Below are 21,436 nucleotides of genomic sequence, written 5' to 3' on the forward strand. Positions count from 1 at the left end.
AAATTGTGATGCAGGATCACGTCATCATATCATCCGCATTTATCAGGGGATCCCTCGTGTCCTTTTCCATTTCCGCCATCCCAGATATTCGTTTCGGCGAGGGCGCACTCTCCGGCCTTCCGGCTGCCGTCAAATCCTTCGATGGCGTCGGCTCCGTCCTACTCGTCATCGACGCCTTCCTGGCGCAGTCGGGCCTTGCCGCCAAGATCAGCGCCGAGCTCGCGCAAGCTGGTGTGACGACGCAGGTCTTTTCGGATTTCGCCGGCGAGCCGAAGCTTGCGCATCTGCATGCTGCCATCGCCGTGGGGCAGGGCGCGGATATGGTCATCGGCATTGGTGGTGGTTCGGCGCTCGACATCGGCAAGATCGTCGCCTGCTGCATCGCCTCCGGTGAAGATCCGATGCACTATGCGCTGGCGGCCAATCCGTTGCCGAAACATCCGCTCAAGAAGATCATGATACCGACCACGGCCGGTACGGGTTCCGAAACTTCGGCGACGAATATCTTCGCCGGGCCGGAGGGCAAGAAGCTCTGGATCTGGGGTCCGGAAACGAAGGCCGATCTCGTCATTCTCGATCCGGCGCTGACGAAGACTTTGCCCGCCAATCTGACGGCATGGTGTGGTCTCGATGCCTTCATCCATGCTTTCGAGGCGGCGACCAACCGCAATACCCATCGCGGCGCGCAGTTCTACGCGCACCAGGCGCTGCGGCTGCTGACCGGCTCTCTGGAAACCGCGGTCAAGCAGCCGGATGATATCGCCGCGCGCGGCGACGTGCTGCTTGGCTCCTGCTTCGGCGGCATTGCCATCGACAATTGCGGCACGGCGATCGCGCACAATGTCAGCCATGCTCTCGCTGGCCTCGGCCCGGTCCATCATGGTCTTGCAACGGCGCTTGGCTTCGAGGCAACGCTTGCGTGGCTGGTCGAAGCGGACACGGCGGATCTCAATGCCGCAGTCAATGCATGCGGTGTCGAGAGCGCTATCGAGCTTCCCGCCTTCGTCTCCGACTGGATGGATCGCTGCGGCATCACGCGTTCGCTGCCCGCTGCCTTCAAGCCGTTCGATGCCAGTGACCTTGCCCGCGAAATGCGCGCCACCGAAAACCAGCCCATGCGGCGCTCGACCATCCGTGACGTGACGGATGCCGATATCGACCGCTTCGCGGCCGCCGTCATGACGCTGCCGAAAGGAATTTGAGATGACCAAGGAATATACGCGCGACTATTGGGAGAATGTCCTTTCCGGTTTGAAGCCTGAGGGACGCCATTTCATCGATGGTGCTCATCGCGCCGCCGCCTCCGGCGAGACCTTCACCCGCATCCGTCCGATGGATGGCAAGCCCGGCGCTGAGCTCGCGCGCGGCAATGCCGCCGATATCGACGCCGCCGTCGCCTCCGCTCGCGCCGCGTTTGAAAGCGGCGTATGGCGCAAGAAGGAGCCGCTGGAAAAGAAGAAGATCATGCTGAAATGGGCCGAGCTGATCCGCGCCCATGGCGACGAGCTTGCCATGCTCGAGACCATTGATGTCGGCAAGCCGGTCATGGCGTCGCTTGGTGTCGATGTCCGCCTCTGCGCCGACGGCATCCAGTTCTACGGCGAGATGATCGACAAGATGTATGACGAGATCGCGCCCACAGGCCCGAACGCCCGCGCGCTGGTGCGCAAGGTGCCGCTCGGTGTCATCGGTGCAATCACGCCCTGGAACTATCCGATGATCATCGATGCCTGGAAGCTCGGGCCGTCGATCGCGGCTGGTAATTCCGTGGTGCTGAAGCCGGCCGAGCAATCCTCGCTTTCGGCGATCCGTCTTGCCGAACTTGGTTTCGAAGCCGGCCTGCCCGCTGGTGTCTTCAACGTTGTCACGGGCTATGGCGAAGAGACGGGCAAGCCGCTGGCGCTGCACATGGATGTCGACATGATTGCCTTTACCGGCTCGACCGAGGTCGGCAAGCTGATCATGGGTTATGCGGCGCAATCGAACGTCAAGCGCGTGGCGCTGGAGCTCGGCGGCAAGTCGCCGCTCGTCGTCTTCGAAGATGCCGATCTCGATGCCGCCGCCGTGGCTGCTGCCTGGGGCTGCTTCTACAATTCCGGCGAGACCTGCCATGCTTCGACAAGGTTGATCGTCCAGCGCTCCGTGCAGGACAAGTTGATCGAGAAGATCGAGGCGGTAACCCGCTCCGATATCGCGCTCAAGCATCCGCTCGACCCCTCCGCGCAGATCGGCGCCTTGATCGAGGAAGAGCACATGAACAAGGTGCTGGCGATGATTGCTGCCGGCGAGAAGGAAGGCGCGCGCCGCGCTTTCGGTGCCGAGCGTGTGCTCAGCGAAACCGGCGGCTATTATGTTTCTCCGGGTGTCTTCGTCGACATGACAAACGACATGAGCCTGGCACGGCAGGAAATCTTCGGGCCGGTACTTGCCGCCATTCCCTTCGATACCGAGGAGGAAGCGCTGAGGATCGCCAACGACACGATTTACGGGCTTGCCGGCGCCGTGTTCACCAAGGATATGGATCGGGCGCATCGCCTTTCCGAAGAGATCCATGCGGGCACGGTGTGGATCAACACCTATGATATGTCGAACTTCGCGACGCCCTTCGGCGGCTTCAAGCAATCCGGTTTCGGGCGCGACCGCTCGGTGCATGCGATCGATAAATATTGCGACTACAAGACCATCTGGCAGCAATTCGGCTAAGACATAAGAATCAACATGATCCCGAAAGCAGCTTTACGCTTTTCGGGATCATGCTTGGGGAGAGGGAGCCACCATGAGCAAGATCGTTTCCATTGAGATTACCCATCATCGCCTGCCGCTCGATCCGGCATTCAAGGCAAGCTGGGACGGCCGTCCGCGCAAGCATTTCGATGCGACCATCGTGCGCGTCAGGGACGATGAGGGCCGCGAAGGCATCGGCTCCGGCGATCTCATGAAGGGCTTCGAGGGCCACGAGGATCTGTTCATCGGCCAGGATCCTCGCCATCTTGAGCGGCACTACGAAGTGCTGTCGCATATAAACTTCCATTATGGCCGCTGCTGGCCGATGGATCTGGCGCTCTGGGATCTCTCGGGCAAGATCACCGGCGAGCCGGTCTGGCGGATGCTGGGCGGCCGCGCCAGCCGCGTGCGGCTCTATGCGTCTTCCGGCGTGCTGCGCGAACCCGCCGCGATGGCGGATCAGGCCGAGCGCTATATCGAGGAAGGCTTTCCGGCGATGAAGGTGCGCTTCTCCTCGTCATCGGGCGGCCGTGGAGGCTGGCGCGAAGACGTCAAGGCGCTGGAAGCGATCCGCGCTCGCGTCGGCGACCGGCTAGAGTTGATGGTCGACTGCAACCAGGGTTGGCGCATGCCCTGGGACACGACGCTCTCCTGGACCTTCAAGGATGCTCTGACCGTTGCCAGAGAGCTGGAGCGGCTCGGCGTCTACTGGATGGAAGAGCCGCTGCATCGGTCCGACCGCAAGGGTATGAAGGAATTGAAGCAAGCAACCTCTGTCCGGATCGTTGGCGGCGAAATGACGCGCGAACTATACGAATTCCGAGATATCATCGAAGAGCGTGCTTTCGATGTCATTCAGCCTGACGTGGCGCTTGTCGGCGGCATTACCGGGTGCCGGCGTCTGGCCTATCAGGCGCGTGAAGCTGGCGTGCAGTTCACGCCGCATTCCTGGACGAACGGTATCGGGGTTCTCGCCAATGCGCATTTGACCGCCGGCGTCGCCGACGCCTCCTGGCTCGAATATCCCTATGACAATCCGGAGTGGAGCGAAGCCCGGCGCGACTATCCGATGGCATCGCCGCTGAAGCATGAAGCGGGCTGGCTGGATCTTGGCGTCGCGCCGGGGCTCGGTATCGTTCTCGACGAAGAGCGGCTGAAGGCAACGCGCATCTGAGATCGCTGCCGATCTATGCTCTCGCTGATTTTTCGTCCCGTCACGCCGTGGCGGGACGTTTTGCACTTTGCTCCTGGGTGCGCGCCCAGCGCATGACGGGACGCTCCAGAAGACCATAGCTCAGCGTGCCGATGGCGAGGATGATCGCGGTTGCGATCAGGCTTGAGACTATCCAACCGGGGAGCACGTCGTCCGAGCCTGAGCCAAACGACGAAGGCAACAGCTTCTGCATCAGCGTCAGCACGATATCCTGCCAGATATAGACGCCGAAGGAGACCGTGGCGATGTAGCGGCTGAGGCCATTGTCGAGCAAGTTTCCGAGAAATGCAGATTGCGGTAATGTGATGAGTGCGCCGGCAACGGCAAGCGGGAAGACCGGGAAGCCATAGGGAATGCCGAGCCAGCCATAGCCTTCCCAATCGCCGCCGATGGAGAGGTAAAGCCGCAATACACCGATGACCATCGTCATGATGGCCATGACATCATAGACCGGCGAGCGTCTCGGCGGGATCATGGTCTGGATACCTGCCGCCAATGCACCGATGGCAAATATCGCAAAGAAGCCGATGGGATTATAGCGCGGCATCCATTCCTTGGCGCCGCCCTGAAAGCCGTACAGCCATCCCCGGCCGGCACTGTCTGTCGGGAGGTAAGTGACGACAAGCCAATGGCCGGCCAGCGCCGCTGCAATAACGAGAATCCAAAGCATGCGGCCGACGAAGGCGGAGCGCGGTCTCAGCCTGGGGCTGAACAACAGCAGGAAGCCGATCGGCAGGAGCACATAGCAAGTCGTCTCGAAGGGGATGGACCACAGAGGTCCGTCGCCCTGCACCGGAAAGAAGGTGAGCCAATGCCATTGGCTCATCAGGAAAAAGCCGGCGAGATAGCGGCCGATCAATTCACCATCGAGCGGAAATCCATAGACGGCAAAACTGAGCACGAAACCGATGGTCAGGGCGACCCAAAACCCTGGCAGGATGCGCGCGGCGCGGCGCATGATGTAGATTTTCAGTGATGGCAGCGGCTGTGCTCTGTCCAGCGCCAGCCAGAACGGCCGCGAAAGAAGAAAACCGCTGAGAACGAAGAAGACCGCAACACCGTAGCTGCCGAAACGTGCGATGTGAAAGGGCAGAGACAGGGCGTCGGGAATCTTGTCGAAGTTCATGCGAAGCACGAGATGGTGGGCAAGCACCAGCAGGCACGCGACGGCGCGCATGAAATCCGCCCCTCCAAGACGTGCAGTCCTGTCCATCAGCCTCCCCGCCGAAATCTCCCAGGTAGCGGGTTAAGCCATGGACGCAGCATCGGCAAGCATCGATCGAAACATCCGTTGCTGTAGCCGAGAGATAGACGTCCGGGTCCGTGTTGGAGGAGGGCCCGGACGTCAAGCCGGTCTTTCGCACCTGCCAGAAACGAAAGGCCGGATTCCGAATGTCGAAGTGATGGTCAGGCGGCGACCGAGCGATAGGGGCGCGTATCGCGGGCCGGCTTCAAGGCCGTGCTCCACCAGTTCAGCCGCGCGATCATGCGGACCAGCGATTGACGGGCCTCGAGCGGATTTTCGAGCGTGCCGTCTTCGGCGAACCTGCCCCAGGGATTGGCGAAGCTCACCGTGTCGCGCACGGTGACGGTATGGAGTTCGGAAAACACCACGCGCAATTGCTCGACGGCACGCAGGCCGCCGGAGATGCCGCCATAGGAGACGAAGGCGACCGGTTTGCCGTGCCAGGGTTCGTAGACGAGATCGAGCACGAATTTCAGCGAGGCCGTGAAGCTGTGATTGTACTCCGGCGTGACGATAATGAAGGCATCCGCCTCCGAAAGCCGGGCGGAAAGAGCGGCGACGCCGGCGTGCTCGCGGTCATGGTGGAACGGCAGATCGAATTCGAGGGGATCGATCACGTCGATCTCGATGAGGGGATAGTGTACCAGTTCCCGTGCGACCCAGTTGACCACCCGATCGCATAGCCGGCCCGGGCGGGTGCTGCCGTAGACGATCGCCAGCCGGGTTGGTTCAGTCATGTCTTGCTCCTGCTTTACGCGGTTTGGAGCTCGGGTTATAAAACCTTAAGTAAAGTTGAGGTCAATAGAGTAAAATGGAAAAAATCGAGCCCAGCCAATTTTCCAGGTTGCTGACGGTCGGCGAGGTGGCGTCGCGAAGCGGCGTGGCGGTATCCGCACTGCATTTCTACGAGGCGAAAGGGCTGATCGAGAGCCATCGTAGCCGCGGCAACCAGCGGCGCTATCCACGCGAGGTGCTGCGACGGGTCGCGGTCATCAAGATCGCGCAAAGGGTCGGCATACCGCTTGCCGAAGTTCAAGCCGCGCTCGATGCCCTGCCGCAGGGACGCACGCCGACGGCGGCAGACTGGAAAGTCCTTTCCGCAGGCTGGAAGGATGATCTTGACGCCCGGATCAGGCGCCTCCAGGGGCTGCGCGATCAGCTCGATGGCTGCATCGGTTGCGGTTGTCTCTCGATGAAGAGCTGTCCGCTGCGAAATCCCTGGGACAGGCTTGCCGAGGAAGGAGCAGGGGCGCGGCTGCTCGACCCCGAGGAGTGAGGCGAAAGCATAGAACGGACTGGTTTTTACGGAATCACTCAGTCGCCCTTGCCGTTGCTTTTACGCAATTGCGGACGGGGAAAACCGCTACGCAGTTTTCCTGGAATTGCTTTATGCGTGGACGTGGCTCTCGGCGACGTAACCGTCAAGCGCGGCTGCTTCTTCCTTCGAAAGGTAAAGGCCCTTCTTGGAGCGGCGCCAAAGAATGTCGGCGGCCGTATAGGCCCATTCATGTTCCATCAGATAGCGCACCTCCGCCTCGTATAGATCGCTGCCGAAGCAACGGCCGAGATCGGCTGTTGTCTTTGCGTCGGCAAGGATCATGCTGGCGCGGGTGCCGTAGCGGCGCACCAGCCGGCGGGCGTGCGCGTCGGCAAGGAAGGGGTAGCGTGACTTCAACTTGGTGACTTCGGCCTCGTAGCCGCGAGCGGGGAAGTCACCGCCTGGCAGCGAGCTGTTGGCCGTCCAGGGCGTGCCCTTGAGGCCAATGGCTTCACCGATCTTCTCCAGTGCATGCTCGCCCAGGCGGCGATAGGTGGTCAGCTTGCCGCCGAAGACGTTGAGCAGCGGTGCCTGGCCTTCCTCGCCTTCGATCTTCAGAACATAGTCGCGCGTTGCTTCCTGTGCTTTCGAGGCGCCGTCGTCGTAAAGCGGGCGCACGGCGGAGTAGGTCCAGACGATATCCTCCGGCCGCACCGGCTCCTTGAAATATTCGCTGGCCGCATTGCAGAGATAGACTGTTTCCTCTTCGCTGATCTTCACATCCTTCGGATCGTTGTTGTAGTCGCGGTCCGTGGTGCCGATCAGGGTGAAATCCTGCTCGTAGGGAATGGCGAAGATGATGCGGTTGTCCGGATTCTGGAAGAAATAGGCGCGCGGATCGTCGAACTTCTTGCGCACGATGATGTGGCTACCCTGGACGAGGCGGACATTGTGCACCTGGTTCTTGCCGAAAGTGTCGGAGAGAACGTGATCGACCCACGGCCCCGCAGCGTTGACCAGCATGCGCGACTGGAAGACGCGTTTCTCGCCGGTAATCGTGTTTTCCGTTTCGATTGACCAGCCCGCGCCTTCGCGACGCGCCGAGATCACCTTCGTACGCGGCATGATCGTCGCGCCGCGGTCGGCCGCGTCGCGGGCGTTCAGCACCACCATGCGGGCATCGTCCACCCAGCCGTCCGAATATTCGAAGGCTTTGGTGAAGAGCGCCTTCAGCGGCTTGCCGGCCGGATCCTTCTTCATGTCGAGCGTTGCCGTTGGCGGCAGCAGCTTGCGTCCGCCGAGATGATCGTAAAGGAAGAGCCCGAGGCGGATGAGCCAGGCTGGCCGGATACCGCCCTTGTGGTAGGGCAGGACGAAGCGCATCGGCCAGATGATGTGCGGCGCCATCGCCCAGAGCACTTCGCGCTCCATCAGGGATTCGCGCACCAGACGAAATTCGTAATGTTCGAGATAGCGCAGGCCGCCATGGATGAGCTTGGTGGCGCCGGAGGATGTGCCTGAGGCGAAGTCGTTCATCTCGGCAAGGGCGACCTTATAGCCGCGCCCCGTGGCGTCACGGGCGATGCCGCATCCATTGATGCCGCCACCGATAACGAAAATATCGTAGATCTGCTCGCTCACCCGCTTCTCCGCAAAGGTACGCAATCTCGTGAAGACGAAAAATCGAAAATCAACCTATCTAAAGTGAAATAGATACGAATGTCAAACGAACGTTTCGCGACGGAAAGCGTGCCGATCAGGCTGATCGGCGGGAGGTTTCCACCAGGCGAACGTCATGCTCCGACGCGATGGTGCGCACGGATTCAATACTGCATTCATCGGTGACAAAGGTATGAACCTGCGACAGATGGCCGATCCTCACCGGCGCGGTGCGCTCGAACTTGGTGCTGTCGGCCACGAGAATGACATGCCGGGCATTGGCGATGATGGCCTGCGCCACTTTCACTTCGCGGAAATCGAAATCCAGAAGCGCGCCATCCGCATCGATTGCGGATGCGCCGATGACGGCATAATCGACCTTGAACTGCCTGATGAAATCGACGGCCGCCTCACCGACGATGCCGCCATCCGAACCGCGCACGACACCGCCGGCAATGACGACCTCGATCGTGGGGAAGATGCGCAACTTGTTGGCAACGTTGATATTGTTGGTGATCACCATCAGCTCGTGGTGACCGAGAAGCGCCTCGCCGACAGCCTCCGTCGTCGTGCCGATATTGATGAAAAGCGAGCTGTTGCTGGGAATAAGGCCAGCGGCTGCGCGGCCGATCGCCTGCTTTTCGAGCGCGGCGATCGAGCGGCGCGCCTCATATTTCACGTTTTCGGTTCCGCCGGGGAAGATCGCGCCGCCATGTACGCGAGACAGTACGCGGCCGTCGCAAAGGTCGTTGAGATCCTTGCGGATGGTTTGCGGCGTGACTGAAAAGCGCTGCGCCAGCTCCTCCACCAGCACGCGCCCCTCCGCCTTGGCGATTTCGAGAATCTCGGTCTGGCGTCCGGATAGGAACATGGTTTTCGCTCCCTTTCTTTCGTTTTTTCGTCATCATATGGTAAAGTGAAAATTCCGCAATTACCGGCGCGCGGATTGTATCGTTGGGAGATCAAGGTGTTTCATCCGAAGCTATTCGAAAATCGCAATGTCGTGGTCACCGGCGCCGGTCGTGGCATCGGACTGGAAGTGGCCAGGCAGTTTCTTGATTGCGGTGCCCGTGTCCTCGTTCATGTCGGTCGCGATGCGGATCGGGAATTGCCGGATTTCCTGATGGAGGCGGAATCAGACCGCCGCGCTTTTCTCATTGCCGGTGATTTTTCCAGCGGTCACGGCACGCGGGATTTCGTCGGTGCAGCCGGCGAGCGTTTCGATCGCGTCGATGTCCTGGTGAACAATGCCGGTACCATGGTCGGCCGTTTTCCCGCTGGCGAATTGACGGACGAGCAATATGACAGCATCGTTCATCTCAACCAGACCTCCGTCATGGAGGTGACCAGGGGATTGCTGCCGCTGCTGCGGGCAGCAGGGCAGGCGGCCGTCATCAACACCGTGTCGATCTCGGCCCTCACCGGTGGGAGCCCCGGATCCGCGATTTATTCGGCATCCAAGGCCTTTGTTGCAACCTATTCGAAAGCACTGGCCCGCGAGCTTGCGCCAGCGGGGATTCGGGTGAACTGCGTCTCGCCGGGCACGATATCAACGGATTTCCATGAGCGTTATTCATCCAGGGAGAAGCTGGAACAGACGCGCAAGTCCATTCCGCTTCAGCGCCTGGGTACACCGGAAGATTGTGCTCCGGCCTATCTTTTCCTCGCCGCGCCCGCACTCTCCGGTTACATCACCGGCCAGGTGATCGAGATCAATGGCGGTCAGCTTATCTGCTGAAAAATCGGACCTTTTTTGGTTCGCATGTCTTTTTTGAATCAGCTTATGGTTAGATAATATTATAAGCATACCTCTATACGAATTCTCACCAGAGGCTGTAATATGTCGTCGTCTCCACCGCAGGGCGGTGCCGCTGAACATAATATCGGGGAAGTTACAGAGAAGGCGCGAAAGGCAAGCGCTTTGCTGAAGGCGCTTTCGCACGAAACCCGGCTAGCTATTTTATTCATGCTCGCCAAGCGCGAGAAAACCGTGATGGAGCTTGAAGCGCTTCTCGATCTGCCGCAGGCGGTGGTTTCGCAGCATCTGGCACGTCTCCGTCTCGACAAGCTCGTCGATACGCGTCGCGAGGGACGACTCATTCACTACGCCGTCGCGCGCTCTGAACTTTGCGCCGTGGTTGATTCGCTGCAGGAAGCCTTCGGCCAACGCGATTGCTGATCGCTGCCCCGTTTTGGCCTTCAATTCATCATCGAATGGTCAACTGCCTGACATGACAGTGTTAAGCGGGAGCGCTAATTCACCTTCGTTCGTCGAAGGAGGATAGCTATGCAGAACAATGAAATGACGATGTCGGAAGCTCTGCGAGATCCGATGATCCGCCAAATGCTTCGTGCCGATCGCGTATCGTTGAGCGATTTTGCGAAGCTTCTGGAAAAGACGGCCCGTGCAAGACATGCAGCTGCCGGCGAACGGGATGCAATAGCACTCGCGCCGCACGTGTTCGTTGACGGCCCATGTGCCGGCCGCGAGATCGGCTACTGAAAACCCACCCAGTGACGCTACCGCAGGCGAAATGATTGCGGTAGCGGCAGAGATGCGAGCCGGCCAGGATTGTGTGAAACGGTCTTGGCCATTTTAGTTCGTGCTTCCAAGCGCCTTGCGGCTATGTAGCCGGCGGTTCCTCGTTCAGTGCATCGGCAAATTTTCGCATGAGCCTCACAAGCTCGTCGATGTCATTGACGTCCCAAGCTCCGAAGATGGAGCTGGCGATCCTGTCACGGGCCGCGTCCACCGCGTCCGTCATCAGCTTTCCCTTCGGCGCGATAACCGCCTCACGCACCCGCCGGTCCGTGGCGCCGGCCTGTCGCGCCACGAGCTCGAGACTTTCGAGCTTTGCGACCTGACGGCTGACGGTTGTATAGTCGCGGCCAATGCGATCCGCGAGCTCGACGACGCCGATCGGGCCGAAGCGCTCGATCGAGACCAGCAGCGGAAAAAGCGCCCGTTCGAGCGGAATTCCGGCTTCCTTGATCAGGATTTCGTCGCGCTGCGGCCGGTTCATGACGCTGACAATATCCAGCACCGACGCATGCAGTTTCCGAAATTGCAGCCGTATATGTGTATTTTGCACATTATTTCTTGACGTCATGGTCGATCTCCCATATGAGTGCATTATGCACATAATTTGGATGATCAAAAAGGAAAATATGCGATGAAAGCTGCAATTGTATGGGATGCCGGGCGCGTGCCCGTCTTTGGTGATTTCGAGACACCGGTCGCTGATGGAGACGAGAAACTTGTCTCCGTCAGCACTGCCGCCATCAGCCAAGTCGTCAAGAGCCGGGCATCGGGCAAGCACTACAGCTCCGGCAATCAATTTCCCTTCATCGTCGGGATCGATGGTGTGGGGAGGCTTAATGATGGCCAGCGGGTCTATTTCGTCCTGCCAAAGGCGCCTTATGGCAGCATGGCCGAAATTGCCGCGGCTCGGTCTGGACACCTTATTGAATTGCCTGACGATCTCGACGATGTCACGGCGGCCGCTATCGCCAATCCCGGCGTGTCGTCATGGGCGGCCTATCACGAGCGGGCAAAGCTCAGATCCGGCGAGACCGTTCTGATCAACGGCGCAACCGGGACCTCGGGGCGGCTGGCCGTTCAGATTGCCAAATATCTGGGAGCGGGCAAGGTCATTGCGACGGGACGCAATCCCGACAGCCTCGAGGCGCTGGAAGGGCTTGGCGCGGATGTGATCATTCCGCTGGTCCAGGATAAAGCGACGCTGGAAGAGGCCTTCAAGGAGCAGTTCGCTGCAGGTGTCGATGTCGTCATCGATTATCTCTGGGGTGAAAGCGCCGAAAGCCTTCTCCTTGCCGCCGCCAAGGCCGGCAAGGATGCGGTACCGATCCGCTATGTCCAGGTCGGTGCGATCAGTGGTGGGGATATAAGCCTGCCGAGTGCCGTGCTGCGGTCGTCGGCCATCACGCTGATGGGCAGCGGTATCGGAAGCATCTCTCTCGACCGCTTCGTCAACGCGACCGCCGGGCTGCTCCGGGCAACAGTGCCGGGCAACTTCCAGATTGCTTCCAAGACGGTTCCGCTCTCCGACGTCGAAAAGGCCTGGCCGCTTGATGACAGCAATCGGCGCACCGTCTTCAAGATCGGCGACGGCGCGTGATTGCCAACGGAGCACGGTGATCCGCCATCTGCCGTGCTCTTCTTTCCTGTGTTGCGCTCGCGACCCAGCCCATTTAACTGTCTCATTCGGGAGAGCTAAATGATCGAAAAGCTGGAATTCTTCATCGCGCTTGCCAATCAGAAGCATTTTGGCCGTGCGGCCGAGGAATGCGGTGTGACGCAGCCGACCTTGTCGGCGGCGATCCGGCAGTTGGAAGATCAGCTCGGCGTCATGCTCGTCAGCCGCGGCTCGCGCTTTCAGGCGCTGACGCCGGAGGGGCAGCGCGTGCTGGAATGGGCGCGCCGCATCGTCGGTGATAGCCGCACCATGCGCGAGGAAATGCGGGCGGCGCGCAAAGGTCTTGCCGGTCATATGCGGATTGCGGCCATTCCAACGGCACTTGCCATGGTGCAGAAAATCACCACGCCTTTCCAGGAGAGGCACCCCGACGTCACCTTCTCCATCTTATCGCGCAACTCGCTTCAGGTACTGAGCCTGCTCGAAAATCTCGAGATCGATGCCGGTATCACCTATCTTGAGAACGAACCACTTGGGCGTGTCACCAGCGTGCCGCTTTATGCGGAGCGCTATCATCTAATCACGGCTGCTGGCAGCCCGTTTTCCGAGCGTGCAAGCGTCACCTGGAAGGAGATCGGCGATCTTCGGCTTTGTCTATTGACTGCCGACATGCAAAACCGCCGGATTATCAACCGACATCTTGCTGAAGCCGGCGCCACGGCCAAGCCGACGCTCGAGTCTAATTCGATGATCGTGTTGTTTTCGCATGTCCAGACCGGGCGTTGGGCGAGCATCATGCCGAAGAATATCGCCGATTCCTTCGGTTTTCCGGTCGATATCCGCAAAATCCCGATCACGGAGCCGGATGCGGAGCATCTCGTCGGGCTGGTTGCCACGCATCGTGAGCCCTTCACGCCGCTCGTCTCCGCTTTGTTGCATGAGGCAAGATTACTCGCGGAAGCTGATAGGTCTTGATAGAAATTTTCTATCGAGTGACGGGACTGCCTTATTGATCCTTTGCCTTCTCCCTGCGACCTTACTCGCAGGCGTGTCGATCGCGCGCCTCGGAGGAAATGCCGCATAAGTCTTTCTGAAATTGCCGCGGCGGTTTTCGGATTATGCGTGGGAGGTTTGTTTATGAGTTTGAACCTGGGTGCGGGCGAGATTGCGACCCGTGCCGGCACCATCATCGATAGCATGAAATCGATGGAAGGGCCGCTTTTGCCGATCCTGCATGGGATTCAGGAGGAGTTTGGCTATGTGCCGCAGGATACGCTGCCGCTGATCGCCAAGGCATTGAACCTTTCGCGCGCCGAAGTGCACGGCGTCATGACCTTCTATCACGACTATCGCGACCACCCCACGGGTCGCCATGTCCTGAAGCTCTGTCGTGCCGAAGCCTGTCAGTCGATGGGCGGCGATGAGGTTGCCGAGCGCGTCAAGCGCCTGCTGGGCATCGATTTTCATCAGACGACGCTGGATGGCAGCGTGACGCTGGAGCCGGTCTACTGTCTCGGGCTCTGTGCCTGCGCGCCGGCGGCCATGCTGGATGGCGAGCTCTATGGCCGGCTCGACGACGAGAGCGCCGACGACCTCGTGAAGGAGGCGCGTCAATGACCCTCACCATCTATATCCCCCGTGATGCCGCCGCCCTCTCGCTTGGTGCGGAGAAGGTGGCGAAAGCCGTTGCACAAGAAGTTGCCAAACGCGGCCTCGATGCGCGCATCGTGCGCAATGGTTCGCGCGGCATGTTCTGGCTCGAGCCATTGGTCGAAGTCGAGATCGACGGCAAGCGTATCGGCTACGGACCGGTGAAGGCCAAGGATGTGCCAGCCCTTTTCGATGCCGGGCTCACGGAAGGTGGCGAGCATACGCTCTGTCTTGGGGAGGTTGAAAACCTCCCATTCCTTAGGGAACAGACACGCCTCACCTTTGCCCGCTGCGGCATCACCGATCCTCTTTCCCTCACAGATTATGAAGCCCATGGCGGCCTCAAGGGGCTGCGCCGCGCCATCGGCATGGCAGCGGCCGATATCGTCAAGGACGTTACTGATTCCGGCCTGCGCGGCCGTGGCGGTGCTGGGTTCCCGACCGGCATCAAATGGAAGACGGTGCTCGATGCGCCGGGCGACCGCAAATACATCGTCTGCAATGCCGACGAGGGCGATAGCGGCACGTTCGCCGACCGGATGATCATGGAAGGCGACCCCTTCGTGCTGATCGAGGGCATGGCGATTGCGGGTCTGGCGACCGGGGCGACGAAGGGCTTTGTCTATACGCGTTCGGAATATCCGCATGCGATCACCGCGATGACCGCAGCTGTCGAGATCGCCCGTAAGGCCGGTATTCTCGGTGCCTCAGTTCTCGGTTCCGGCAAGGCATTCGACATGGAGATCCGTACCGGTGCGGGTGCCTATGTCTGCGGCGAGGAAACGGCGCTGCTCAACAGTCTGGAAGGCAAGCGCGGCATCGTGCGTGCCAAGCCGCCGCTGCCAGCGCATAAGGGCCTGTTCAACTGCCCGACAGTCATCAACAACGTGATTTCGCTCGCCTCCGTGCCTGTGATCATGGACAAGGGAGCGGCTTTCTATCGCGATTTCGGCATGGGCCGTTCGCGCGGCACGATCCCGCTGCAGATCGCCGGCAATGTCAAATATGGTGGCCTTTACGAGACGGCCTTCGGCCTCTCGCTGGGTGATATCATCGACAAGATCGGTGGCGGCACGGCAACCGGGCGGCCGGTGAAGGCCGTGCAGGTCGGTGGCCCGCTCGGTGCCTATTTCCCGCGCGCGCTGTTCGACACGCCGTTCGACTATGAATCCTTTGCGGCCAAGGACGGCCTGATCGGTCATGCCGGCATTGTCGTCTTCGATGACACGGCCGACATGCTGAAGCAGGCACGTTTCGCCATGGAGTTCTGCGCGGTCGAAAGCTGCGGCAAGTGCACGCCCTGCCGCATCGGCTCGACCCGCGGCGTCGAGACGGCGGACAAGATTGCTCGCGGCATCGAGCCCGAGAAGAACAGGGCGCTGCTTGCCGATCTCTGCAACACGATGAAGTTCGGCTCGCTCTGTGCGCTCGGCGGTTTCACGCCCTATCCCGTCACCAGCGCAATGACCCATTTTCCGGAGGATTTCTCTCCGGTTCCCTTGATTGAAGCGGCGGAGTAAGACCCATGTCTCTCGTTCCAGAAATCGACTACGGCACGCCCGCATCCCTCTCCGAAACCATGGTGACGCTGACCATCGATGGGCGCGAGATTACCGTGCCCGAGGGCACGTCGATCATGCGGGCCTCGATGGAGGCCGGCATTCAGGTGCCGAAACTCTGCGCCACCGACATGGTCGATGCTTTCGGCTCCTGCCGTCTCTGTCTCGTCGAGGTCGAGGGCCGCAACGGCACCCCGGCCTCCTGCACGACGCCGGTCGCACCGGGGATTGTCGTCCATACGCAGACCGGCCGCCTCAAGGATATTCGTCGCGGGGTTATGGAGCTTTATATCTCCGACCACCCGCTCGACTGTCTGACCTGCGCCGCCAACGGCGATTGCGAGCTTCAGGACATGGCCGGCGCCGTCGGCCTGCGCGATGTGCGCTATGGTTATGAGGGTGACAATCACGTCAAGGCGCGCAATAGCGGCGACATCAATCTGAAATGGATGCCGAAGGACGAGTCCAACCCTTATTTCACCTATGATCCTTCGAAGTGCATCGTCTGCTCACGCTGCGTTCGCGCCTGCGAAGAGGTGCAGGGTACGTTTGCGCTGACCATCGAGGGCCGGGGCTTCGGCTCGCGCGTCTCTCCCGGCATGCACGAACATTTCATCGACTCGGAATGCGTTTCCTGCGGCGCCTGCGTGCAGGCTTGCCCGACGGCGACGCTGACGGAGAAGTCGGTGATAGAGATCGGCCAGCCGGAGCATTCGCTCGTCACCACCTGTGCCTATTGCGGCGTCGGTTGCTCTTTCAAGGCGGAAATGCGCGGCGAGGAGCTTGTGCGCATGGTGCCGTGGAAGGATGGCCAGGCCAATCGCGGCCATTCCTGCGTCAAGGGCCGCTTCGCCTATGGCTACTCGACCCACAAGGACCGCATCCTCAATCCGATGGTGCGCGAAAAAATCACCGATCCGTGGCGCGAAGTCACTTGGGACGAGGCCTTTGCCCATATCGCCACCGAGTTCAAACGTCTTCAATATCAGTATGGCCGCGAATCCGTCGGCGGCATCACCTCGTCGCGCTGCACGAATGAGGAAACCTTCCTCGTGCAGAAGCTGGTGCGCGCCGGCTTCGGCAACAACAATGTCGATACCTGCGCCCGTGTCTGCCACTCTCCCACAGGCTATGGCCTGGGTCAGGCTTTCGGCACGTCGGCCGGCACGCAGAATTTCGACAGCGTCGAGCATTCCGATGTTGTCCTCGTCATCGGCGCCAACCCGACTGACGGCCATCCCGTGTTCGGTTCACGCTTGAAGAAGCGTCTGCGCCAGGGCGCCAAGCTCATCGTCATTGATCCGCGCCGCATCGATCTGGTGCGCACCCCGCATGTCGAGGCGAGCTTCCACCTGCCGCTGCAGCCGGGCACCAATGTCGCGATGATGACGGCGCTCGCCCATGTCATCGTCACCGAGGGCCTGTTCGACGAAAAGTTCATCCGCGAACGCTGCGACTGGTCGGAGTTTGAGGATTGGGCAGCCTTCGTCGCCGAACCACAGCACAGCCCGGAGGAAACGGAAAAATACACCGGTGTTTCCCCGGATCTCGTACGGGGCGCTGCTCGTCTCTTCGCCAAAGGCGGCAATGGCGCGATCTATTATGGTCTCGGCGTCACCGAGCACAGCCAGGGCTCGACCACGGTCATGGCGATCGCCAACCTCGCCATGGTGACCGGCAATATCGGCCGGCCCGGCGTCGGCGTGAACCCGCTACGTGGCCAGAACAATGTGCAGGGCTCCTGTGACATGGGCTCCTTCCCACACGAGCTGCCGGGCTATCGCCATATCTCCGACGACGCGACGCGTGATATCTTCGAAAAGCTCTGGGGTGTGAAGCTCAACAATGAGCCGGGTCTGCGCATCCCGAACATGCTGGATGCCGCCGTCGACGGCAGCTTCAAGGGCCTCTACATCCAGGGCGAAGACATTCTCCAGTCCGATCCGGATACCAAGCATGTTGCCGCCGGTCTTGCCGCGATGGAATGCGTTGTCGTCCACGATCTCTTCCTGAACGAGACCGCCAATTACGCCCATGTCTTCCTGCCGGGCTCGACCTTCCTGGAAAAGGACGGCACCTTCACCAATGCCGAGCGCCGCATCAACCGTGTGCGCAAGGTCATGACCCCGCGCAATGGCTATGCCGACTGGGAAGTGACGCAGAAGATGGCGCAGGCCATGGGCCTTGGCTGGAACTATACGCATCCCTCCGAGATCATGGACGAAATTGCCGCAACGACCCCGAGCTTCGCGCTCGTCTCCTACGACTATCTGGAGAAGATGGGCTCGGTGCAGTGGCCCTGCAACGAGAAGACGCCGCTCGGTTCGCCGATCATGCATGTCGATGGCTTCGTGCGCGGCAAGGGCAAGTTCATCCGCACGGAATATGTCGCGACCGACGAACGCACCGGCCCGCGCTTCCCGCTGCTGCTGACGACGGGGCGCATCCTCAGCCAGTACAATGTCGGCGCGCAGACGCGGCGAACGGAGAATGTCGTCTGGCATGCCGAGGATCGTCTGGAGATGCATCCGCATGATGCCGAGCAGCGCGGCATTCGCGAGGGTGACTGGATCAAGCTGACCAGCCGCTCTGGCGACACGACGCTTCGGGCACTCATCACCGACCGCGTGGCTCCCGGCGTCGTCTACACGACCTTCCACCACCCGGACACACAGGCAAACGTCATCACCACTGACTATTCGGACTGGGCGACGAATTGCCCGGAATACAAGGTGACGGCAGTGCAGGTCTCGCCGTCCAACGGCCCCTCGCAATGGCAGGTCGATTATGATGAACAGGCCCGGCAGTCTCGCCGTATTGCGGGCAAGATGGAGGCCGCGGAGTGAATTTGAACGTGGGGAAAGATACCCCCCTCTGTCACTTTCGTGACATCTCCCCCACAAGGGGGGAGATTGTTGGGACTTTGCCGTTTGTCACTCGCAAGACAACAGACTGCGATGTCAGCGGACTTGATGTTCGCTTGAGGCAAGAGAGTGCTGCGGGTTACCAATCTCCCCCCTTGTGGGGGAGATGTCACGAAGTGACAGAGGGGGGTATTCCGCGCCCCGTCACGCAATGACCAAATTCACCCCCACCACCACTGTCCCCGAAACCGCCCGCCGCAATGGCGTCATCAATTCGGGCTCCCGCATTGTCCCCGAGGAAGTGCCGATCGCCTTTTCCTATGGTGGCTCCTCGCATGCGGTCATGATGGGCACGCCCGATGATCTCGAGGATTTTGCCTTCGGCTTCAGCCTGACCGAGGGCATCATCGCTGATATCGGCGAAATCGCCGCGGTCGAACCGCTCGAGGATGAGCAGGGGATCGATGTGCAGATCACGCTGGTCGATGATGTCGCCGACGCGCTGCGGCTGCGGCGCCGACATATGGCCGGCCCCGTCGGCTGCGGTCTCTGCGGCATCGAATCCATCGAGCAGGCGGTGCGCAAGGTTCCCGATGTTTCGAAGGTGGCGTTGACGCTGACGCAGAAGGATATCGTCCGCGCTATCGCCTTGCTCAACGATGCCCAGCCGCTGCATCGCGAAACGCGCGCGGTGCATGGGGCGGGATTCTATATTCCATCCGAAGGGCTGCTTGCCGTGCGCGAGGATGTCGGCAGGCACAATGCGCTCGACAAGCTCTGCGGCGCCGTCATCCGCTCCGGCCGCAAGGGAGCGGAGGGCGTGGTGGCCGTCACCAGCCGGCTATCGGTCGAGATGGTGCAGAAGGCTGCCATATTGGGCAGTTCCGTGCTGGTGGCCATCTCCGCGCCGACAGCACTTGCCATCCGCACGGCTGATGAGGCCGGCATGACGCTGGTGGCGCTCGTGCGCGGCGACGATTTCGAAATTTTCACCCATCCGCATCGCATTATCACGGGGAGCATTGCCGATGTCGCCTGACGAAACGCATCACGGCAAGACCGGAACGAAGCTCATCTATATGGCAAACCAGATCGCGACTTTCTTCAAGACGCAGCCAGCGAGCGAAGCGGTCCAGGGTGTCGCCACCCACATCAACAAGTTCTGGGAGCCGCGCATGCGGCGTCAGCTATTCGAAATCATCGATCAAGGCGATAGTGGGTTGAGCCCTCTCGTCCTGGAAGCTGCCCTGTTGATCCACAGGCCAGCGCCAGTGGAGAAAGTCACGTCTGCTTAACATCCGAAGCTGATGAATGGTATTGGATGGTACGAGAATCCGTCTACCTAGGTGATTCTTGCCGACCAAATGCGGGTGCTGGTCTCTGAAACGAGGAGGAGTTGTTCATGACGGCTGCGGATACGAATATTTCCAGGGGGGCGGCAGCGGCGGGCCTGCTCGATCGAGAGCGCATCATCGCCAAGCCGGGCTTCAACCGGTGGCTTGTGCCGCCGGCCGCGCTTGCGATCCATCTGTGCATCGGCATGGCCTATGGTTTCAGCGTTTTCTGGCTGCCCTTGTCCAAGGCGCTCGGCACGCCGACGCCCGCTCCCGCTGAATGTACAAGCCTCAATCTTCTATCCGCCCTGTTCACCACGAGCTGCGATTGGCGCGTCAGCGATCTCGGCTGGATCTATACGCTGTTCTTCGTGCTGCTCGGCTCTTCCGCCGCCATTTGGGGTGGCTGGCTGGAGCGGGTCGGGCCGCGCAAGGCCGGTGTCGTTTCGGCCTGCTGCTGGTGCGGCGGTATCCTGATCGCTGCTGTCGGCGTCATCTACCATCAGCTCTGGCTAATGTGGGTCGGTGCCGGCGTCATCGGTGGCGTCGGTCTTGGCCTCGGCTATATCTCGCCCGTGTCGACGCTGATCAAATGGTTTCCCGACCGGCGCGGCATGGCGACCGGCATGGCGATCATGGGCTTTGGCGGTGGCGCGATGATCGGTGCGCCGCTCGCGAACCTGTTGATGACCCACTTCCGCACCGACAGCTCGGTCGGCGTCTGGCAGACCTTTATCGTCATGGCGGCGATCTATTTCGTCTTCATGATGGGCGGCGCCTTCGGCTATCGCCTGCCGCCGGCCGGCTGGCGTCCGGAAGGCTGGACGCCGCCCGTTGCCAAGAGCACGATGATCACGACGAAGCATGTGCATCTGCGCGATGCGCACAAGACCAAGCAGTTCTGGCTCATCTGGGCCGTGCTGTGCCTCAACGTCTCGGCCGGCATCGGCGTCATCGGCATGGCTTCGCCGATGCTGCAGGAAATCTTCGGCGGTGCGTTGATCGGCCTGCCGGACCTGAAGTTCACGGATCTCAGCAAGGATCAGGTGGCTCTGGTCGCGGCGATCGCCGCCGGCTTTGCCGGGTTGATTTCGCTTTTCAATATCGGCGGACGCTTCTTCTGGGCCTCGCTCTCCGACAAAATCGGCCGCAAGAACACCTATTACTGCTTCTTCGTCATCGGTATCGCGCTTTATATTTTGGCCCCTTGGGCGGCGGGCATTCACAGCAAGGTGCTGTTCGTCGGTGCCATCTGCATCATCCTGTCGATGTATGGCGGCGGCTTTGCCACGGTTCCGGCCTATCTCGCCGATATATTCGGGACGCAGTTCGTCGGCGCGATCCATGGCCGGCTGCTGACGGCCTGGGCGACGGCGGGCATCATCGGGCCGGTCGTGGTCAACTATATCCGCGAGGCGCAGAAGGCCGCCGGCGTCGAAGGCGCACAGCTCTACACCTTCACCATGTATATCCTCGCCGCCATGCTGGCGCTTGGCCTCATCGCCAATTCGCTGGTCAGGCCGCTTGCGGACAAGTGGTTCATGTCGGATGAGGAAGTGGCGGCGCTACAGGCAAAGACCGCCGCCGCCAATGCCGGCCCCACCGGCTCCTTCGGCATCGGCAAGGGCGGCTTCGACGGCAAGGCGCTGATCGCCTGGGCCATCGTCGGCATTCCGCTGCTCTGGGGCGTCTGGGTGACGATCAAGAGCACCTACGCACTGTTCGGTTAAGCAATTCCGTAAAACAACGAAGCCGCCTCGATCCCTCGGGGC

At 60.7% G+C, this 21,436-nt stretch carries 20 protein-coding genes; 15 read left to right on the forward strand and 5 right to left on the reverse strand.

Annotation, left to right across the window (positions count from 1 at the left end; all coding sequences use genetic code 11):
* Positions 1-56: 56 nt before the first annotated feature.
* The 3 genes from A6U86_RS08340 to A6U86_RS08350 all read left to right on the forward strand — a co-directional run bounded on the left by A6U86_RS08340 (position 57) and on the right by A6U86_RS08350 (position 3,898).
* Complete coding sequence (locus A6U86_RS08340) at positions 57-1,202, forward strand: iron-containing alcohol dehydrogenase (RefSeq protein ID WP_068389215.1); 1,146 nt, start codon at positions 57-59, stop codon at positions 1,200-1,202.
* Position 1,203: 1 nt separating this feature from the next.
* Positions 1,204-2,703: an aldehyde dehydrogenase gene (locus A6U86_RS08345; RefSeq protein ID WP_068388947.1), complete on the forward strand. Its 1,500-nt coding sequence runs from the start codon at positions 1,204-1,206 to the stop codon at positions 2,701-2,703.
* 73 nt (positions 2,704-2,776) lie between these two features.
* Positions 2,777-3,898 carry a mandelate racemase/muconate lactonizing enzyme family protein gene (locus A6U86_RS08350; protein ID WP_068388950.1) on the forward strand — a complete coding sequence of 374 codons (1,122 nt, stop codon included), beginning with the start codon at positions 2,777-2,779 and terminating at the stop codon, positions 3,896-3,898.
* A 40-nt stretch (positions 3,899-3,938) separates the two neighbouring features.
* On the opposite strand, the gene A6U86_RS08355 is transcribed toward A6U86_RS08350, so the two are convergent.
* Positions 3,939-5,150 carry an acyltransferase gene (locus tag A6U86_RS08355; protein ID WP_068388953.1) on the reverse strand — a complete coding sequence of 404 codons (1,212 nt, stop codon included), beginning with the start codon at positions 5,148-5,150 and terminating at the stop codon, positions 3,939-3,941.
* A 194-nt stretch (positions 5,151-5,344) separates the two neighbouring features.
* Positions 5,345-5,920, reverse strand: a complete 576-nt coding sequence (locus tag A6U86_RS08360) for an NADPH-dependent FMN reductase (RefSeq protein ID WP_068388956.1) — start codon at positions 5,918-5,920, stop codon at positions 5,345-5,347.
* 74 nt (positions 5,921-5,994) lie between these two features.
* Here A6U86_RS08360 and soxR point away from each other — a divergent pair, with 74 nt between their 5' ends.
* Complete coding sequence (soxR, locus tag A6U86_RS08365; protein ID WP_068388960.1) at positions 5,995-6,459, forward strand: redox-sensitive transcriptional activator SoxR; 465 nt, start codon at positions 5,995-5,997, stop codon at positions 6,457-6,459.
* 111 nt (positions 6,460-6,570) lie between these two features.
* Here soxR and glpD read toward each other — a convergent pair whose 3' ends face one another.
* Together glpD and A6U86_RS08375 are read right to left on the reverse strand one after the other, a co-directional pair.
* Positions 6,571-8,082: a glycerol-3-phosphate dehydrogenase gene (glpD, locus tag A6U86_RS08370; protein ID WP_068389217.1), complete on the reverse strand. Its 1,512-nt coding sequence runs from the start codon at positions 8,080-8,082 to the stop codon at positions 6,571-6,573.
* Between the two features lie 115 nt (positions 8,083-8,197).
* Entirely contained in the window at positions 8,198-8,971 is a 774-nt protein-coding gene (locus A6U86_RS08375; protein WP_068388965.1) for a DeoR/GlpR family DNA-binding transcription regulator, read from the reverse strand.
* A gap of 96 nt (positions 8,972-9,067) precedes the next feature.
* Here A6U86_RS08375 and A6U86_RS08380 point away from each other — a divergent pair, with 96 nt between their 5' ends.
* The 3 genes from A6U86_RS08380 (at position 9,068) to A6U86_RS08390 (ending at position 10,603) form a co-directional block, all read left to right on the forward strand.
* Positions 9,068-9,838: an SDR family NAD(P)-dependent oxidoreductase gene (locus tag A6U86_RS08380; RefSeq protein ID WP_068389221.1), complete on the forward strand. Its 771-nt coding sequence runs from the start codon at positions 9,068-9,070 to the stop codon at positions 9,836-9,838.
* 102 nt (positions 9,839-9,940) lie between these two features.
* Positions 9,941-10,279 (forward strand): helix-turn-helix transcriptional regulator, encoded by a 339-nt coding sequence (locus tag A6U86_RS08385; RefSeq protein WP_068388969.1) that lies wholly within the window; start codon positions 9,941-9,943, stop codon positions 10,277-10,279.
* Positions 10,280-10,387: 108 nt separating this feature from the next.
* Positions 10,388-10,603 carry a hypothetical protein gene (locus tag A6U86_RS08390; protein ID WP_068388972.1) on the forward strand — a complete coding sequence of 72 codons (216 nt, stop codon included), beginning with the start codon at positions 10,388-10,390 and terminating at the stop codon, positions 10,601-10,603.
* A gap of 121 nt (positions 10,604-10,724) precedes the next feature.
* On the opposite strand, the gene A6U86_RS08395 is transcribed toward A6U86_RS08390, so the two are convergent.
* The gene (locus A6U86_RS08395; protein WP_068388974.1) at positions 10,725-11,210 is read right to left on the reverse strand and encodes a MarR family winged helix-turn-helix transcriptional regulator; all 486 of its coding nucleotides are present in this window, start codon (positions 11,208-11,210) and stop codon (positions 10,725-10,727) included.
* A 63-nt stretch (positions 11,211-11,273) separates the two neighbouring features.
* On the opposite strand from A6U86_RS08395, the gene A6U86_RS08400 reads away from it, so the two are divergent.
* The 8 genes from A6U86_RS08400 to A6U86_RS08435 all read left to right on the forward strand — a co-directional run bounded on the left by A6U86_RS08400 (position 11,274) and on the right by A6U86_RS08435 (position 21,394).
* Positions 11,274-12,239: a zinc-binding dehydrogenase gene (locus tag A6U86_RS08400; RefSeq protein ID WP_068388977.1), complete on the forward strand. Its 966-nt coding sequence runs from the start codon at positions 11,274-11,276 to the stop codon at positions 12,237-12,239.
* Between the two features lie 99 nt (positions 12,240-12,338).
* Complete coding sequence (locus A6U86_RS08405; RefSeq protein WP_068388980.1) at positions 12,339-13,232, forward strand: LysR family transcriptional regulator; 894 nt, start codon at positions 12,339-12,341, stop codon at positions 13,230-13,232.
* Between the two features lie 162 nt (positions 13,233-13,394).
* A complete protein-coding gene (locus A6U86_RS08410) occupies positions 13,395-13,874 on the forward strand; it encodes a formate dehydrogenase subunit gamma (protein WP_068388983.1) in 480 nt (159 codons plus the stop codon).
* Positions 13,871-15,427 (forward strand): NADH-quinone oxidoreductase subunit NuoF, encoded by a 1,557-nt coding sequence (locus A6U86_RS08415; protein WP_068388987.1) that lies wholly within the window; start codon positions 13,871-13,873, stop codon positions 15,425-15,427. Before A6U86_RS08410 ends, A6U86_RS08415 begins: the two co-directional genes overlap by 4 nt.
* A gap of 5 nt (positions 15,428-15,432) precedes the next feature.
* On the forward strand, positions 15,433-18,312 hold the full coding sequence (gene fdhF / locus A6U86_RS08420) for a formate dehydrogenase subunit alpha (RefSeq protein WP_068388992.1): 2,880 nt from the start codon (positions 15,433-15,435) through the stop codon (positions 18,310-18,312).
* A gap of 229 nt (positions 18,313-18,541) precedes the next feature.
* On the forward strand, positions 18,542-19,369 hold the full coding sequence (gene fdhD, locus A6U86_RS08425) for a formate dehydrogenase accessory sulfurtransferase FdhD (RefSeq protein ID WP_068388995.1): 828 nt from the start codon (positions 18,542-18,544) through the stop codon (positions 19,367-19,369).
* Positions 19,359-19,625 carry a formate dehydrogenase subunit delta gene (locus A6U86_RS08430; RefSeq protein ID WP_068388999.1) on the forward strand — a complete coding sequence of 89 codons (267 nt, stop codon included), beginning with the start codon at positions 19,359-19,361 and terminating at the stop codon, positions 19,623-19,625. The genes fdhD and A6U86_RS08430 overlap by 11 nt, the downstream gene beginning before the upstream one ends.
* 107 nt (positions 19,626-19,732) lie before the next feature.
* Positions 19,733-21,394, forward strand: coding sequence for an OFA family MFS transporter (locus A6U86_RS08435; RefSeq protein WP_068389002.1), 1,662 nt, complete (start codon positions 19,733-19,735; stop codon positions 21,392-21,394).
* The last annotated feature ends 42 nt before the right edge of the window (positions 21,395-21,436 follow it).

Origin of the sequence: Rhizobium sp. AC27/96 (assembly GCF_001692325.1) — a bacterium.
Lineage (GTDB): Bacteria > Pseudomonadota > Alphaproteobacteria > Rhizobiales > Rhizobiaceae > Rhizobium.